Annotated in this window: 13 protein-coding genes, 1 tRNA gene and 1 pseudogene; 5 read left to right on the top strand and 10 right to left on the bottom strand. The window is 37.2% G+C overall.

Features of this window, described 5'->3' with window-relative positions; all coding sequences use genetic code 11:
- Positions 1-45 precede the first annotated feature (45 nt).
- The 4 genes from ON09_RS06890 to ON09_RS06875 all read right to left on the bottom strand — a co-directional run bounded on the left by ON09_RS06890 (position 46) and on the right by ON09_RS06875 (position 4,280).
- Positions 46-1,230, bottom strand: a complete 1,185-nt coding sequence (locus ON09_RS06890) for a glycosyltransferase family 87 protein (RefSeq protein ID WP_051010181.1) — start codon at positions 1,228-1,230, stop codon at positions 46-48.
- A 308-nt stretch (positions 1,231-1,538) separates the two neighbouring features.
- Complete coding sequence (locus ON09_RS06885; protein WP_010600325.1) at positions 1,539-2,654, bottom strand: acyltransferase family protein; 1,116 nt, start codon at positions 2,652-2,654, stop codon at positions 1,539-1,541.
- Positions 2,655-3,168: 514 nt separating this feature from the next.
- Positions 3,169-3,756, bottom strand: coding sequence for a DUF4142 domain-containing protein (locus ON09_RS06880; protein WP_010600324.1), 588 nt, complete (start codon positions 3,754-3,756; stop codon positions 3,169-3,171).
- Between the two features lie 450 nt (positions 3,757-4,206).
- Positions 4,207-4,280, bottom strand: a tRNA-Met gene (locus ON09_RS06875).
- 136 nt (positions 4,281-4,416) lie between these two features.
- On the opposite strand from ON09_RS06875, the gene ON09_RS06870 reads away from it, so the two are divergent.
- The 3 genes from ON09_RS06870 to ON09_RS06860 all read left to right on the top strand — a co-directional run bounded on the left by ON09_RS06870 (position 4,417) and on the right by ON09_RS06860 (position 7,603).
- Positions 4,417-4,797, top strand: coding sequence for an START-like domain-containing protein (locus ON09_RS06870; RefSeq protein WP_010600323.1), 381 nt, complete (start codon positions 4,417-4,419; stop codon positions 4,795-4,797).
- A gap of 29 nt (positions 4,798-4,826) precedes the next feature.
- A complete protein-coding gene (locus ON09_RS06865) occupies positions 4,827-6,257 on the top strand; it encodes an LptF/LptG family permease (protein WP_029204164.1) in 1,431 nt (476 codons plus the stop codon).
- 134 nt (positions 6,258-6,391) lie between these two features.
- The gene (locus ON09_RS06860) at positions 6,392-7,603 is read left to right on the top strand and encodes a bifunctional 3,4-dihydroxy-2-butanone-4-phosphate synthase/GTP cyclohydrolase II (RefSeq protein WP_010600321.1); all 1,212 of its coding nucleotides are present in this window, start codon (positions 6,392-6,394) and stop codon (positions 7,601-7,603) included.
- A 96-nt stretch (positions 7,604-7,699) separates the two neighbouring features.
- Here ON09_RS06860 and ON09_RS06855 read toward each other — a convergent pair whose 3' ends face one another.
- Complete coding sequence (locus ON09_RS06855; RefSeq protein ID WP_010600320.1) at positions 7,700-12,130, bottom strand: translocation/assembly module TamB domain-containing protein; 4,431 nt, start codon at positions 12,128-12,130, stop codon at positions 7,700-7,702.
- Between the two features lie 75 nt (positions 12,131-12,205).
- Here ON09_RS06855 and tsaD point away from each other — a divergent pair, with 75 nt between their 5' ends.
- On the top strand, positions 12,206-13,207 hold the full coding sequence (gene tsaD / locus ON09_RS06850; protein WP_010600319.1) for a tRNA (adenosine(37)-N6)-threonylcarbamoyltransferase complex transferase subunit TsaD: 1,002 nt from the start codon (positions 12,206-12,208) through the stop codon (positions 13,205-13,207).
- Positions 13,208-13,261: 54 nt separating this feature from the next.
- On the top strand, positions 13,262-13,459 hold the full coding sequence (locus tag ON09_RS06845) for a hypothetical protein (protein WP_010600318.1): 198 nt from the start codon (positions 13,262-13,264) through the stop codon (positions 13,457-13,459).
- Between the two features lie 74 nt (positions 13,460-13,533).
- Here the strand turns inward: ON09_RS06845 and recA are convergent, their stop codons facing one another.
- From recA to ON09_RS06820, 5 genes and pseudogenes are all read right to left on the bottom strand, one after another.
- Entirely contained in the window at positions 13,534-14,547 is a 1,014-nt protein-coding gene (gene recA / locus ON09_RS06840) for a recombinase RecA (protein WP_010600317.1), read from the bottom strand.
- Positions 14,548-14,680: 133 nt separating this feature from the next.
- Positions 14,681-15,346: an endonuclease III gene (gene nth, locus ON09_RS06835; RefSeq protein ID WP_029204163.1), complete on the bottom strand. Its 666-nt coding sequence runs from the start codon at positions 15,344-15,346 to the stop codon at positions 14,681-14,683.
- Between the two features lie 43 nt (positions 15,347-15,389).
- The gene (locus ON09_RS06830) at positions 15,390-16,577 is read right to left on the bottom strand and encodes an MFS transporter (RefSeq protein ID WP_010600315.1); all 1,188 of its coding nucleotides are present in this window, start codon (positions 16,575-16,577) and stop codon (positions 15,390-15,392) included.
- Positions 16,578-16,787: 210 nt separating this feature from the next.
- The gene (locus tag ON09_RS06825) at positions 16,788-16,982 is read right to left on the bottom strand and encodes a hypothetical protein (RefSeq protein ID WP_010600314.1); all 195 of its coding nucleotides are present in this window, start codon (positions 16,980-16,982) and stop codon (positions 16,788-16,790) included.
- A gap of 88 nt (positions 16,983-17,070) precedes the next feature.
- Positions 17,071-17,654 (bottom strand): annotated as a pseudogene (locus tag ON09_RS06820) (RNA polymerase sigma factor).
- Between the last annotated feature and the right edge of the window lie 164 nt (positions 17,655-17,818).

The following is a 17,818-nucleotide window of genomic DNA, read 5'->3' as shown; positions in this document are numbered from 1 at the left end:
TATCAGCCTCGTTGTAAGCTGGTATTACGATGGAAACTAACTTCTTCATTTATCGGCAATCAAATAAGATTCAAAATCTTCTTTCAGCATTTGGAAAACTATCGTAAGCCAAATGATCACGCAAGGTAGGGCTTTGAGCGAATATAGACGAATAAATTCTTTCACACTTCTGGGGAAAATATCAGTTGGCGACAAGCTGGTTAAAATGAAAGCAAACACGAACAGCGAAATTATCCATTTGCTTTTTGGCTTCTGTTGAATAATAAACCATATGGCCACACCTGCAAAAGCGATGATATAAGTTGGTGATTCGGAACCGCTGCTAAAAATTACAGTAAATATTAGTGTCGATGCCAATAGCATCAGCTGAAAAGCTATGTGCTTATACTGATTGATTCTTAAATAAGGCAGACCAAACAGAACAAGACCACCCAACAAAAAGGGTGTGTTTGAAAGTTCAACATTTCCGCTTATTCTTCTGGCCATTCCCATTATAGAGATATCCTGAAAAGATGTTAAAGATGCGTTTGTAGCATTTTTATGAACCAAGGAATTGAACCAGTCTGCATAGGATTGCAGGATGAAGGCAGGTGAGGATAACGCCATCGGTAACACAAACAAAATACTAAAGGCAACTAGGCCAGCAATAATAAACTTAGCCTTGTTTTTCGAAAAAAAGAAAAATGCCAGGCCTACGATGCCGTATAATTTAATTAGTGTGCCAATTCCAATAAAAAAGGCCGATTGAATTTCCTTCCTTTTAATGAGGTAAGAAAAACTGAGGATGATGAGGCCGGTTAGTGCGATATTAAACTGAAAACTGAAAAGCGCTGTTAACGTTTCATGTGCGCAAATCCACGCAACGATGGTTTGTTTTTTTCTGGCGATTGGTAAACTATAAATGCCCCAGAGCAATATGGAAACGTTGCTTATATTCCATAAGAACATTCCTAAACCATCAGGCAATAGGGCAAAAGGCGCAATAAATATAGAAAATGCCGGGCCATAGTGGTTACTATCTCCATATTCTGGATAGTTATTAAATAAGTTCTGCAAATCTACCGTATGCCAGTAAACATATTTAAAGATGAGGTAATTGTTGTAAGAATGATTATGGTATTGTTTAAAACTTGCAGCAATGGCCAGGATCAGGTAAATCCCAATAATGCATTCTTTCTTTAATAAAAAGTTAAACGCTTTATGAAACTTGGGATGTTGTAATATTGCCATTTTGATTAGTGCTGCAATATAAGCATTTTTTGAGAATAGCTCGTTGGGCACTTAGAATGCTGTTTTTTGGTAATTGCCTGATTATTCTGATATCACGAGAGTGATTAACGTTGCTCGTGGTGACCAAATTCCCATGGCAGGCGTGAGAAATGAAATGGTATAGATAGAAGATACTCTGTTATTTTGGTGAAGAAGATTTTTGTTTCATTCCCATCAGATGCTATTCTAACTAAAGGCATCATTCGCTCATTAGTTAATCGCGATCACACGAGCCGTAAAATATTTTAATTTCTGAGATGAAAGCGTTATCAGTTTAGTTTTTTCTGTAACCACTTCCGGACTGGCTCATCATACCATTTTAACGAGAGATGCGCAAGGATAATGGCGCTAACTAAAATCAATAATGCATGGGGCAATGCCTGTAAAATGGAGATTCCCTTGGTATTGCTAATCCAGGCTACGTAGAAATAAACTATCGGATAATGTACGAGGTAAAGGGGATAAGATAAATCACCTAAAAACTTGCAAATTTTTTGTTCTCGCTGACCTTGGATCACGCCGCTGGCACCAAGATAGACGATTAACGGAAAGATAATGATCACACAGACTGATTCGTAAATTCCATTCATCCAAAGATGCTGTGCTCCGCCTATGCGGGGCATATACAGTACGATTGCAATTAAAAGGCTGCACCACAAAAAAGCATTTTTAATTCGGGTTGGTTTGGCTATCCGCGAAAGTAACAGCCCGGCAAAAAAAGGGAACATGGTTCGGGTTAAACCTATGCGAACTTGCTCTACATTAAGTGTCCAGCCACCACTAAGATCTCCGTTTGTAATGGCCAGGTGTGCCAAAGCTACGGCTGCAATCAATACTAAAATTGTCAAGGCTGTTTTAGAAAATTTTCTGATCCAGACTGCATAAAGAATGTTCGCGATGTATTCGAAAAATAATGACCATCCTACACTATTCAAAGGATGCATTTCTTGCCAGCCACGGATATCCATCGACAGGGGTATTGGCAGTATGGTATAACCAATTAACATCACCAGCAACATTTTCCATATTGGAACGGTGTGGATGAGCGGCCATATCGTAGAGTCTGTAAAATAAAATCCAATAGCACCGAGCGTCATTCCTAATACTACCATAGGCTGAAGGCGTATGATACGGCGTTTGAAAAAATTAGCAACACTCATTTTATTCCACCTGTCATCATAGGCATAACCCATCACAAAACCAGATAACAAGAAGAAAAAATCAACAGCCAGATAACCATGATTAACAACAATATCTAAATGACCAGTTCCTAAAGGCTCCGCCAAATGGAACGTGACAACAATTATCGCGGCAATGCCACGAAGGCCATCCAGAATAGGATAGTGGGGTTTGGTAGCCAGTGAGGGATTTAAATCAGGTTTCATTGATAACCGCAAAATGTGAAAAAATAGCTGACATTTTTTTATCAGACTGAATTTTTACAATTGCGATCAGGATGGGTGTTGGTATTTTTTTAAATGATCTGGTCGTTAAGATTTAATCTGTATATTAGTTGAGAAGGAAGGTTCGAAAACAAAAAAAGCCCATCGTTCGATGAGCTTTTTAGCAGTAGCGGAGCTTCAACACGTTATAACTGCTATGAGCATTTTGATGCAGTAATAAATTTCGCTAGGGCAATGATTAATGAAATAAGGGGCATACAGGAAAAAGAAATTACTGTAAGTTTTCCTTAATATCAGTTTGATCGCAAGATATAGTAAGAGGTGAGACTGAGCTACCTAACATATACAAAGCTAACTCGATCTTTTATATTAAAGGAATGAAAGAAGATTTATTATAAGGGATGGAGATTGTTTGTTCTTAACCGATTTGAGTTCAATTTGCAAGCTGATTGAATTAACAAGATCCAAAAAAAGCAGATCTCGTTAATTTTTTATATTAGCCTCCAAGTTCACCAAGTATGCGTTTTGTGATAGCAACATGCTCTTTAAACACGGCAAGCGACAAGGTAGCCAAATGCCTGCCCTGATTTTCTGCAGCTCCTGCCAACTTTCCCTTGCTGATATAACTCGCAGCGAGATCACGCAGGAATTCGTGATTTTCCAGTTGTGCGGAAATATATGCTTTATCAAATTCGGGTCCCGCTGGTGTATTCTTGATTTTTGCAAGTGTGGCTTTAGCTTTTGCATCCATCGGTGGAACTGGAGTGCCCAGGTCTTTTAAAACACCGGTAACGGCAATGGCCTCCGTAAGCTCAAAGCCGGCAAATTCCTTTGTATTTTTATTGCTTGCCTTACTGGCAGCAATCTGGCTTGTAGCCAATGAAAGCTCGGCAGGGCCGATAACGCCCATTCTAAAAGCTTTTTCGTTCGATGCGTTTGGATCTCCGTTCCACTCAGCTTCTGAGGCATTTGCTTCGTTGACACTAAATAGTGATGCCGCAAGAGAAAGTCCTGTTCCCATTGCAATTGTTCCGGTGATCGACTTTTTTACAAAGTCTCTGCGGCCTGATTGTTCGTTTTCCATTTTAGTTATTTTTAATGGTAGAACATAGCCTATGTTCACATGTTTTGGGTAATTCAAAATACCGCACTTCCAATAGCTCTTATTAAAAATATCGGCCTTATTAATCTATAACATTCTAAAAAACAGATATATCCCGAAATGGGCGGCAAATTATACTAAAACCTGCACTAACGTTTATGATTAAACGCTGAATGGTAAAAAATCAATTGTACAGACGTTACAGCGTACGCTGATTAAATTGCAATACAAATCAGAGCCGCAAGGCGAAGCTATTGGTTTTACGTCAGTCGGAAAGGCTTATCAATCCTGCTTTTCGAAATGTTCCGCATGGCATAGTGAAATGATAATAATCAGGATTTAATCCTGAACTAAAATAAAAAATATTTTTGAGGAATAAATTAACCAGCTTAAACAAAAAAAAAGCCCATCTTTCGATGAGCTTTTGATCAGTAGCGGGGAGCAGGATCGAACTGCCGACCTCAGGGTTATGAATCCTGCGCTCTAACCATCTGAGCTACCCCGCCGGATAAAAATATTTGCTTATATTATCAAATATTTAGGTGGTTATTTTTTGGAGTTGCAAATATAGAATAAATTACCTTTCTTTAGAAAAATAAAATAAAAAAAATACTTCCGGAGTTATTCTGGTAATGAATTAACATGGCAGAAAAGAAAAAATTTACGCTTGAGTACGAGGTTAAATCGTCACCACGAATTTTGTATAGCTTTATAAGTGAGCCAAATGGCTTGTCGCAATGGTTTGCCGATGATGTAAATTTCCGCGATCAGGTTTATACTTTTACCTGGGATGATGAACAGCTAAAAGCTAAACTCGTTTCTATAAAAGAGAATAAATTAGTGAAGTTTAAATGGCTTGATGACGAACCGCAATGCTACTTCGAAATGGAAATTGTACAAGACGAATTAACTAACGACGTTGCGCTTTCCATAACAGATTTTACTACAGATGACCTTCTTGCTGAGAAAAAATTAATTTGGGATAACCAAATTGACTATTTGATTAGCGTTTTAGGTGCCTAGTTTAGCTTCGTATTGCTTACCTTTGTAAGGTGAAAAAAATACATCTTCTTCTCATAAAAGCATTCATAAAGCCTTTCCTTGCCACATTTTTTGTGGTGATGTTTATTCTTTTGATGTTTTTTCTTTTTAAGTGGATTGATGATTTAATAGGGAAAGGTTTCGAATGGTATACCATATTGGAATTGATGGCTTATGCCTCTGCCGCGAATGTTTCTATGGCACTACCATTATCTGTGCTGCTTTCTTCTATCATGACTTTCGGAACACTTGGCGAAAATTACGAGCTGGTGGCGATCAAGTCTGCAGGAATTTCACTGCAAAAAGCCATGCGGCCGTTGTTCGTGGTGATCATCATGTTAACCATTGGCTCTTTTTTGTTTTCCAACTACATGCTTCCTAAAGCAAACCTGAAATTCAGTTCCTTGCTTTATGATGTTCGAAATAAAAAACTGGCTTTCCTTATCAAACCCGGCGTTTTTAATAATAGTATACCCAATTATTCTATCCGTGTAGATGCAAAAGATGAAGACGGAACTTTGCATAACATCATGATCTACGATCATAAAGGCACAAACGGCGTTCCCAAAGTGATTATGGCCAAGCAGGGGCAGATGAATAAAACGGCCGACGGTAAATTTCTATTGTTGAATTTAAAAGATGGTGTGCAGTATGAGGAGCAGCCAAGCAGCAGTGGTGCCTATAATCCTCGCCAGGTTTTCAACCGAAGCAGATTTAAAGAAACAGAGCCACGTTTTGATCTTTCTTCTTTTGAAATGAACAGAACCGATCCAAATGCCTTTGGCAACAGTACGCCTATGCTTAATTTAAAAGGAATTACAAAAAAAGGCGATTCATTGGGCAAGTTGTTAGATACATTAAACATGAGCACCGATCGGGTTGTAGCCAATAATTTCAAACAATTTAATGTTACAAAAGGCTATTCAAAAGTAAAAATGGCGCCAAAGCAAATCGGCGAAGCCACTTTAAACTCGATCCCAGGAGGTTCTAAAAAACTTGCATTAGACAATGCATCAAACACTGTTTCAGGTATTATGCAGAATCTAGCCAATACAGGTCCTCGACATGATGATTTGGTGGGCGAGATTATTTTCACCAGAATTGAATATCAGCGAAAATTTACGCTTGCAGCTTCATGCATCTTATTGTTTTTTATCGGTGCGCCGTTAGGCGCCATCATTAGAAAAGGTGGTATGGGTTTGCCCGTAGTAATTGCGATATCATTCTTCCTGGTGTATCATATCATTACTACGGTAGCTGAAAAATCGGCAAGAGAGGGCAACTTAAATCCAATATTTGCGATGTGGATTGCTGTGATTGTCCTATCTCCTTTAGCCGTATTTTTAACCTATAAAGCTACCGTTGATTCGGCCTTATTTGATGTTAATTATTACAAGCAGGTTTTCAATAAATTACTTCGGATAAAACAAAAACAAGCCTGATCTATCATTTACTTCCAGATGATATTTTGTTCATCATATTGCTCATTTAGGTTGTACCTTTGTGCTAGCAAATTTTTGAAACAACGGAATCGAGAAGTTTCGAAAATGCTCATTACATATATGCTTTTATACAAATGCAAACAAAATTAAATACCATAGAAGAGGCAATAGCTGACATTAAAGCTGGTAAGGTGATCATCGTTGTAGATGATGAAAATAGAGAAAACGAAGGTGATTTCTTAACAGCGGCAGAAAATGCTACGCCAGAAGTGATCAACTTTATGGCTACCTATGGGCGTGGTTTGATTTGTGCACCACTTACTGAAGAGCGTTGTAAGGAATTAAAACTGGATTTAATGGTTGGCAAAAATACGGCTGCCTATGAAACTAATTTTACAGTCTCGGTAGATTTAGTTGGCCATGGTTGCACCACTGGGATTTCTGCAAGCGATCGTTCTAAAACGATGTTGGCTTTGGTAAATCCTAAAACCGATCCTGAAGAACTGGGCAGACCAGGACATATTTTTCCTCTAATCGCTAAAGATGGCGGTGTAATTCGCCGTGCAGGTCATACAGAGGCTGCTGTTGATTTAGCTCGCCTGGCAGGAATGAAACCTGCAGGTTTATTGGTTGAAATCTTGAAAGAAGATGGCGAAATGGCCAGACTCCCGGATTTATTAAAAATAGCCGAACAGCACCAGCTGAAAATTATTTCAATTGAAGATTTAATTGCCTATCGTTTAAATATTGATAGTTTAATTAAAAAAGAAGTCACTATTGATTTGCCAACCGCCTTTGGCGATTTTAAAATGACGGCTTACACGCAGTTGGATAATAATGCCACTCATTTGGCTATTTCAAAAGGAGAGTGGGGAAACGATGAACCGATCCTTGCACGCGTACACAGCTCTTGTGTTACGGGTGATATTTTCGGTTCATGTAGATGCGATTGCGGCCCTCAGTTGCATAAAGCGCTGGAAATGATTCAAAAAGAAGGCAAAGGAATTGTTGTTTACATGAATCAGGAGGGTAGAGGTATTGGATTGATTAATAAACTTCGCTCATATAATTTACAGGATGCAGGTTTTGATACCGTTGAAGCAAACATTAAATTAGGTTTCAAAGGCGATGAACGTGATTATGGTGTTGGTGCGCAAATTTTAAGATCAGAGGGCGTAACTAAAATGCGCTTGATGACTAATAACCCTACAAAAAGAGCTGGTCTTATTGGTTATGGGTTAGAAGCTGTAGAAAATATTCCAATCGAAATTGAAAGTAATGTGCACAATGAGCGCTACTTAAAAACTAAAAGAGATAAAATGGGTCATTCCATTATGAAAGGATAGTTTAGTCCAGTTGGCAATTTTCAATTAAATGAAATTGCCAACTAACATCCAATTTGACTTTTGGTAACTGCCAGCTAAAAAACGCTCAACTCAAATCTACCTTCTTGGATTTCCTTTACTTTGATTGATAATCGCTTCTTTACTGATCGATTTATTTGTTTTTACAGGGTTTCCTTCTTGTTTTCTTTTCAAATTCCTGCGATAAGCCCCGGTAATCTTTTGAAGAAATTCTTTAAAGGTATCAAACTGCTGTGTGTAAACCATTCCGAATGAGGTTACATTTCTATTTTGGTCTATACCTGGATTGGCGAATATACTTTGAATAGTAGGCGGCTTATTGGCTACCTTGCCCAATAAGCTTCCATCTTTTTTAATCAAGAATAACCCTTCAACCTCACCACCGACATTACTCCTGTTAAAATCGATGATGGTAAAATCATTCAAACTGTTCCGGTCAACGATACCGGCGTTGATAATTAAACGATCGTTAAACAGTTTTACCGATGCACTTGCTTCACTTAATGAACGAACATTCAGATCGACAAAGTTTAAGTTTAGTGATGATAAAACGTTGTTGAATTGATTAAAAACTAACTCAGTTGCAGTACTCGTTGCTGTCGAACTCAATTGATTGCCGATTGATTCACCTCCATTACCAGGGGCAAAACTTCTTCTGATAATTAAACTAAATGCCTGTAAATTCAGGTTATTTTGGTCACTAAGATAGGTTTGGAGCTCTTCTTTAATGGCGGGCTGAGCAGGGAAAAATATATCCAGTTTGATATCTGGCTGCAACAATAGTCCTGTTAAGCCCATTTCTACTTCCGTGTTTACCCTTTGGTTGGCATTACTGCTCGCATCTCTGTTGGCTGCCTTAAACAACTCGTTCAGGTTTGCCCTTAATGCATATACTGCTTTCAAATTAATCTGTGCTGCGGTAGGGTTCCCTGTCCAGCGTATAGTTCCACCTTGTCTGATTTCAAATTTCTTATTGATTACCTCCTGAGCAGTAAAATCGAAACTTCCGGTCTCAATAATATAGTCGCCAGACATTTCAAAATCGCCCAGACTGTTAATGTTCAAATTCAGTTCAGCGTTTCCTTTTCCACTTAAATTACCTAGAGTAGTATAGATGTTGGCCGTAGTGTTCGGATCAATTGTTAATTTGAATGTCAAGGTTAAACCATCAAAATTGGTAGTCTTCTTTACTACTTTGCTCGAATCACGGCTAATAAAGTTAATAAAGTCTTTATCAGAAACAGTTTCTGAACTATTTAACGGAAGATTGAAGACAGTACCTTTTTCGGTTTTGGCCTTAATATCAATCTTCATCTTACTCGTTGGGCCACTGAATTTGAAAACACCAGTGCCGTAGGCTTTTCCAAAATACACCGAATTATCTTTTGAAGTTGTATTTAGAGCCATAAAGCTATTAGCGGTTACTGTCACATCCAGTGTCGGGTCATCAAGGTTATTCAAGTCAACACTTCCCACCGCAACAGCCTGATGGCCTTCCAAATCATTTAATTCTAAATCATCCAGATCGATTACGCTATTGGCTACCTTCACTTCATCAGTAATCATATAGGTAGTTTTAAGATAATTAACCATTAGTTCTCCTTTGTTAAAGGATATATTTCCATCGATCTGGGGTTTATCCAATTTTCCCTTTACTGTGAGGTCAGCTGAAATATCACCCTTTAAATTTGAAACAAGCTGTTTTACAAATGGCTCCAGAATAGTGAGTTTGCTATCCTTCATTTTCACATTCAAATCAATCAGCTTCTCTTTCAAATCAAGGTTACCCGTTAACTTAAAGGTTTCCGAATTTTCTGTTGTAATTCTGGTGAAAACATTAATCTTATTAGATTCATTGTTGAATGATGAGGTATCCGTTAGCGTTCCAATGTAGATGTCATTGAAAGTAAGCGAATCGATTTTTAGATCATCATTAACCTTAGGTGCTTTTAAGATGCCATATAAATTTGTCATTCCATTTACATTACCGCTAAGTTTCACCCCAAAACCTTTAGTAAATGGATTAAGCGTTTTAAGGTTAAAATCTTTGAAGCCAACAACCAGCAAATCCTTTTGGTCTTCAGAAATCAATCCATCGATGGTCATTTGCTGTTCACCATTGGTTAAATCGAAGTTACTGATTAGTGTTTTGCCATTATTTATTGCAATACGGACTTTTTCCTGTATGCGCCATTCTTCGCTGTTAATTTTTAAAATGGATGGCAATACACTCAATCGGGCAATGGTATCTTCATTTTTTGTAAATTCTACCAATCCGTTTAAATCCAGTTGATTGGCTTCATCTGAATTCGACATCTTCACGTTGAAAGCAAGACTGTCGTTGCGGAGAATATTGGAAATGTTAACATCCTTAATAAAAAGGCTATCGTTTAGCTGTACGCGATCTGACGTAACAATAAGTTGCAGCTGTTCTTTCGTCGTGTTTTCATCAAGAATAATATTATTAATGACAACTCCATTGTATTTTAAGGTTTTGACATAGCCATTTAATGTGGCGGTATTATTTCTCGAATCAAAATCTCCAATCAATGTTGCACCTTCCGCCATTTCCAAGCCAGGCGAAATAAACTGGGCCAATGGCTCAAATTTCTTCACCCGCAGGTTAAACTTAAATATTTGATTTTTGTATTTAATGATGTTTGCCCGGAGTGAGGGTACATAAGTTTTAGCGATAGCTTTGTAGTAAGAAACAATCGAATTTAGATCATATTCCCCACGTATACTTGCGTCTAGAATATCTGATTTAATGTCCAAAACCCGGTCTACGCCGGTTCCCTGGGCCATTAATTGTACCGAATCCACATTGTAGATACCTTTTGGATTTTGCAACCTGATTTCCTGAATAAGCAATTGACCTTCAATGTTATTTAAGTTCGTGCCAGAAAAATTGGTGCTAAACTTTGCATCTACCAGTAAGGAATCGTTAAGCAGTTTAAGCGCTTTCAATCTTGCTTTCGTAATGGTCGCATTGAAATTAAAAACCGGAAGTTTTGGATTTAAATTAACGCCACCATCAAATATCAATTTCACATTTTTATCATTGATGCTGAGTTTTCCATCGAAGTTTTTCTTCTCGAATGTGCCGTCAATTTTAACATTGCGATATCTGTATCCATTAAAATCAATATAAGCTACGTCGCCATTGAGTTTTTCAGTTAAATCTTTTAATTCAGTTCCTCGTCCTTTCACATATAATGATGAAGAAATCCGTCCGAGAGATTTTTCATCCAACAAATTTCCGATGTTAAAATCAAAGGTTTTGACGTTTCCGGTATAAGAAGGAACATCATTTTTATCAATTTTCATGTTTACATCAGAAACAATTCTTCCCAGTTTGGTTTTAAATTCACCATAGGCAATAAAATCGTTCTGAAAACCTGTAAAGTTTCCATTAAAATTGATGTTTCCGAATTTGTTTACGATGGATGGAATAATCGCTTTTTTACTTCCTGTAAAGCCGGCGAGCACTTCATCCAAATCTTTTTTATTGGTGCCGGCCATTTCAATCTTCAAATCCATAAAGGTTTCTTTCCATTTTGGAAGCCCTTTTATGATGAAGTCGCCTTTAATATGTGTTGCTTTTCCTGAGCGAATAGAGAGTTTCTTTGCCCGAAGATTATTTACTAAGCCAGTAATCTGTCCGTCTACATCAAGCTCAATTTTCATACTATTAAGCTCCGGCGCAAAGAATGCCACGTCTTTTGATGATAAGTGACTCTCTTTAAAAATCGCTTTCATCCTCACGCTATCCACATAATGATTAAAATCCCTGTAGGTTTTAAACTTCATTTGGTAATAATCAGTCAGGCGGCTATGATCAGTAACAAGCAGAAGCTTTTTGAGTTCGATGGCGTTACTGTCAATTGTTGTTTCTGCAGTCAGATTTTTTAAGTAAAATCCACTTTTTTCTCTTAAAGTTAAATTCTTGATATTGGTTTTAACCAAATGATTTTTGGTATCCAAGCCATCAAAAATTCCACTAAGTTCTTTTACATCAACATTATCAAAATTTACATTCTTACCCTGAACGGTGTCTTTCGCTGCATAATTTTTATACCTAAAGGCAAATTTGTTTAAGATCACCCTTCCTATTGTAACATCGAAAGGTTTGCTATCAGGTTTCTTTACAGTAGGTTTACCAGAATCAAAGTAGTTGATGATGAAATCGAGGTTAGAAGACTTATCTTTGAAATCCTTTAGGAAAAACTGGCCGTTATTAATTTGGACGGTATTGATATTAATTATTTTTTTATCAATTGATAGCTGATTAATATCTACCATAAATTGCGGAGTACTCAATAAAGTGTCCTTTTGAAGGTCGAGCACTAGCAAATCTTCCAATACAATGGATTTGAAAGGTTTGATGTAAAGACTTTTAATGGATATGGTAGTTTTAAGCTCTTTAGACAAATATGCTGCAGCTTTTTGGGCAACATAAGTTTGAACAGGCTTAAACTGTAGTGAGAAAATAATAAGCGCCAGCAGCAAAATTATTGATGCAATTACCCAAAGGAGTATTTTAAATAGTTTTTTAATAATTTTGCAGCTTAAAAATTAAATAAATTGTCTGTTATACTTGCTATCGAATCTTCTTGCGATGATACTTCAGTCGCCATATGTAACAACGGCAAAATTACGGCCAATGTTATTGCAAACCAAACAATTCATGAAAATTATGGTGGTGTAATCCCTGAATTGGCATCCAGAGTACATCAACAAAATATTGTTCCTACTATTGAGCAGGCACTGAAAAATGCACAGGTTACAAAACAGGACATAAGTGCCGTTGCTTTTACCCAGGGCCCAGGGCTTTTAGGCTCTTTACTAGTAGGGGTTTCCTTTGCAAAATCGTTTGCACTGGCATTAAATATACCTTTAATTTCTGTCAATCACATGCATGCGCATATTTTAGCGCATTTTATTGATGATCCTAAACCAAATTTTCCATTTTTATGTTTAACCGTTTCTGGAGGACATACTCAAATTGTTTTAGTGAAGCATTATTTTGATATGGAAATTGTTGGTGAAACCCTGGATGATGCAGCAGGAGAGGCTTTTGACAAAACGGCAAAAATCCTTCAGCTTCCCTATCCAGGCGGCCCATTAATTGATAAACATGCAAAAAATGGGAATCCGCTTGCTTACAAATTTGCTGAGCCACAAATTGCTGATTTGAATTTCAGCTTTAGTGGTTTTAAAACATCTATTTTATATTTCATCAGAAAACAAGAAAAAGAGAATCCTAACTTCATTGCAGAAAATTTAGATGATATTTGTGCTTCTGTACAACATAGCATTGTTCAGATTTTACTAAATAAAGTTAAGAAAGCTGCAAAGCAGTTTAATATTAATGAAATTGCAATAGCAGGTGGCGTATCTGCAAATTCTGGGCTTAGAGATAGCCTACAGCAAACTGCTAACGATTTGGGCTGGAAGGTTTATATTCCTGCATTTCAATATTGTACTGACAACGCGGGGATGATCGCCATTGCAGGTTATCAGAAATTTTTAACAAAGGATTTTGTGGGGCAGGAAGTTTCGCCCAAAGCGAGAATGGAATTTTAGCAGATACTTTAACCTCTAACTTTTAACCTTAAACTTTTAACTTTAACTTTTCTCATGACTGGAGCATCATTAATATTTTGGATTGTTTGTGCAATACCATTGATCGGACTCTTATATTATCTGATTAGAAAGGATAAGAATAAACTTAACGGAAGTTGGGGAGTTATTATTTTGGGTGCGTTGGTAATTGCTGCACTTTTAGTTATTGTGTATATTACTAAAGATTTCAACGCTATATTTAGCCAGGGTTAGTTAGAATTACGGCTAAAATAAAAAACGCCTGATCAAATCTGGTCAGGCGTTTTTTTATAAATTAATTTTGGCAATTATTTTTCAGCTAACTGCTCACCAGTAACTTCTGCCTTAATTTTCGTTTCAAGCTCTTCGGCTAACTCCGGGTTATCGCTTAACAGTTGTTTCACAGCATCTCTTCCCTGACCAAGTTTGGTATCGCCATAAGAGAACCATGAACCTGCCTTTTTGATAATTCCAAAATCAACGCCTAAATCGATAATTTCACCATTTTTAGAAATACCTTCTCCAAACATCACATCAAACTCAGCAATACGGAATGGAGGAGCTACCTTATTTTTAACAATTTTTACTTTCACACGGTTACCAGAAACCTCATCAGAATCTTTAATTTGTGAAATACGACGAATATCTAAACGTACAGATGCATAAAATTTCAATGCATTACCTCCGGTAGTTGTTTCAGGGTTTCCGAACATTACACCGATTTTATCACGCAACTGGTTAATAAAAATACAGCAACATCCTGTTTTAGAAATTGTTCCTGTTAATTTACGTAAAGCCTGACTCATCAAACGGGCATGTAAACCCATTTTGCTATCACCCATTTCGCCTTCGATTTCACTTTTAGGAACCAATGCTGCAACAGAGTCAATCACAATCACATCAATAGCGCCAGAACGAATCAGGTTATCAGCAATTTCTAAAGCCTGCTCACCGTTGTCTGGTTGAGAGATCAAAAGATTGTCTGTATCAACGCCTAATTTTTTTGCATAGAACTGGTCAAATGCATGTTCCGCATCAATAAATGCAGCAATGCCACCTTTTTTCTGCGCCTCAGCTATAATGTGGGTAGCCAAAGTTGTTTTACCCGATGATTCAGGACCATAAATTTCGATAACCCTACCTTTAGGAATACCACCAATACCCAATGCAATATCTAAACTAATTGATCCTGTAGAAATAAAATCGATAGGTTCAATAGCAGTATCGCCAAGTTTCATGATTGTACCCTTACCATAAGATTTTTCTAACTTATCTAATGTAAGCTGTAATGCTTTTAATTTATCTGGATTTGCGCTTGCCATTTTTATTTGATTTGTTGCGGTAAATATAACTGAATTGTCGGCTAATAAACTTGATTGTTGATAATTGTTTTACTAAAATATTTAGCTAAGATAAAAGTTTTCTGGCTAATGTCAATAGTATTTTAAAAATAATTTAGGCTTGGTGCTTATCCCGCTCATTTCTTGCGGTTGAACGCTCAAAATACCGGCACATGTAAGTAATTTCGCAAACATCACATTTTGGGCTTCGGGCTACGCATACATAACGCCCGTGTAAAATCAACCAATGGTGAGCAATGTGAATATCATGTTCCGGTAGGTTTTTAACCAAATCTTTCTCGACGGCTAAGGGCGTTTTGCCATTTGTAAGTCCGAGGCGATTGGCCACCCGAAAAACGTGTGTGTCTACGGCCATTGCCGGTGCATTATAAATTACAGATGCAATAACATTAGCGGTTTTACGCCCGACACCAGGCATTTTTTGCAAGTCATCTATACCTGAAGGAACAACATCATTAAACTCATTAATCAGAATATTAGCCATGCCAACAAGGTGTTTTGCCTTATTGTTTGGGTAGCTGATACTTTTGATGTAATCAAAAACAATATCTGGAGTTGCCTCTGAAAGACTTTTGGCATTAGGAAATCGTTGAAAAAGCGCCGGCGTAACCATATTTACTCGCTTGTCAGTACACTGAGCAGAAAGAATAACAGCAACTAAAAGCTGATAGGGGTTGTGGTAATGCAGTTCGGTTTCCGCATCAGGTTGTTTTGCCGAAAAATGTTCTACAAAAAGTTTATAACGTTCTTTTTTAAGCATGGGCAAATATAGAAAATTGATCTCTTCGTTTTGCGCCAGGCTTTTAATGCATCACTACATATTTTTCTTTAGCTACAGGAACTCCTTTGGTTGTTGTGCTTCTAATCAGCCAGATGGCGAAAAATGCACCAATCAAAGCCATTGCGGCACCAACATATGCTGGTGAAGTATAATCGAAGCCGTAAACCAACGGCAAACCACCGAAAAATGCACCCAAGGCATTTCCGATATTAAAACTTGCCTGACTGGCAGATGCAGCCAGCATTTCTGATCCTTTTGCCGATTGGATCATTAGCATTTGTATTGGTGCTGCCAAAGCAAATGAAACTGCTCCGGTAATAAATGTCATAATTAAAGCAAGCGGTTGACTAAACGATACGAAGTGAACAATTGTTAACGTGACTACCATGGCTAACAGTAACGCTGCCGAGGCTTTTGCCGGAGAAAATTTGTCAGCCAAAATTCCACCAATGTAATTGCCAACTAACATTCCAACACCAGCAAGCATTAATATGTAGGTAACCGCACCAGCAGAGAAACCGGCAACGTCAGTCATTAAAGGGGCGATGTAGCTATACCAGGTAAATAAACCTCCGGTTCCAATTGAAATCATGAGGATTATCATCCAGGCTTCTCTCTTTTTAAAGAAACTGAGTTCTGATTTTAAATCACGGTTTTTAGTGGCTTCTAATGCAGGCAGCCAAAGTTTTAAACTTAACAGCGTAACTAATCCCACAAAAACAACTACGGCAAAAGAAATTCGCCAGGAAAAATTATGACCGATAAATGTTCCAAGTGGAACGCCGAGAATGTTCGCAATGGTTAAACCCATAAACATGAGTGAAACAGCCTGTGCAGCCTTGCCCTTTTCAGCAATTCTGCTCGCCACTACCGAGCCGACACCAAAAAATGCACCATGAGGCAATCCTGATAATAATCTGGCAATAAATAATGTATTAAAGGTTGGTGCGAAAGCAGAGAAAGCATTAAAAGCTGTAAACATCACCATCAGTGCAATTAATATTTTTTTTGGCGGATACTTACCTGCAATCATAATTAACAAGGGAGCGCCAATTACTACACCCATTGCATATGCAGAAATTAAATATCCGGCTTGGGGAATGGTTACGCTTAAATCTTTTGCGATATCTGGGAGTAAACCCATCATCACAAATTCTGTTATTCCAATGCCTAAGCCACCAAGGGTAAGTGGTAGTAAGTTCTTATTCATATATTGCTTAGTGTTAAAATTACACTATGTAAAGGTAGCTGTTTTTGCGTTAAGGGAATGTAAAAAGATATTGAAAGCTTAAGGGAAAATAGGATTTAGAAAATGGGAATAGGTATAGTATTTTTAGAAAAGTTTTATTTCTAAAATCTGCTTACATTTTACAAAAAAAAAGCTGCCTCATTTTGGGGCAGCTTTTTGGCTCGTGTGAATTTACTTTGATCTGCTGTATGCTAAAATCTTATTGATGGTTTCATCTTGAGGATTTTTAGCGAGGCCATCTAACTTACTTTTAATTTGGTCATAAAATAAGTCAATTTCGGCGTCAGATTCAATATCAGTTTTAGGCTGAAACATACTGTGGGTAGGTAAATTTACATTGTTTTTTGATGTAGAGGTTTTTGTCATAAGCAACTAAATGTGATAAGTTTTATAAACTTAACGATTGTTCAGATGCTTTATTTCAATCCCTAAAACATTTTGTGTAACTTTTTTATTACCCCTTGTAGGTCATCTCTTTTGTTTTAAGCATTTTACGAAGGTTGCTTAGCGCATAGCGCATTCGGCCCAATGCTGTATTGATGCTCACATCAGTTAAATCAGCAATTTCCTTAAAACTTAAGTCTGCATAATGACGCATTAAAAGCACTTCTTTCTGTTCATCAGGCAATAAATGGATCATTTCCTTTAAATCTTTATGTGTCTGATCGCGAAGCATTTTTTCTTCTGCACTCTCATCATAAAAGTGTAGCATATTGAATACATCCATTCCGTCAGAACTCGTAATAATTGGCGTTCTTTTTCCTTTCTGAAGTAATCAATTACTAAATTATGTGCAATACGCATTACCCAAGGTAAGAACTTGCCTTCCTCGTTATATCGCCCTGATCGCAATGTGTTAATTACTTTTATGAAAGCGTCTTGAAAAATATCCTCTGCCAAATATTGGTCTTTCACCAATAAGTAGATAGAAGTATAAATTTTACTTTTATGTCTTCTTAAAAGTTCTTGCAATCCATTCTCGTTCCCGGTAATGTATAACTTTACCAGGTCCTGATCATTGTATGATTGTAAATTCATAGGTTTACCTACACTAAATCCCGTACTGTTTGCTAAAAATTAATTTGTAGATGTTTAATTTCTATAGCGTCTCTCCTATGCTTTTTTAGATTGTGTTAGTTTGGTTCTGAGGTTGTTAATATCCAAAGAAAGTTATTTTTTTATCAAAAAACAAAAAATAAAAT

This window comes from Pedobacter agri PB92 (assembly GCF_000258495.1).
GTDB classification, from domain to species: Bacteria; Bacteroidota; Bacteroidia; order Sphingobacteriales; family Sphingobacteriaceae; genus Pedobacter; species Pedobacter agri.
This window is presented reverse-complemented; position numbering and strand designations above follow the sequence as displayed.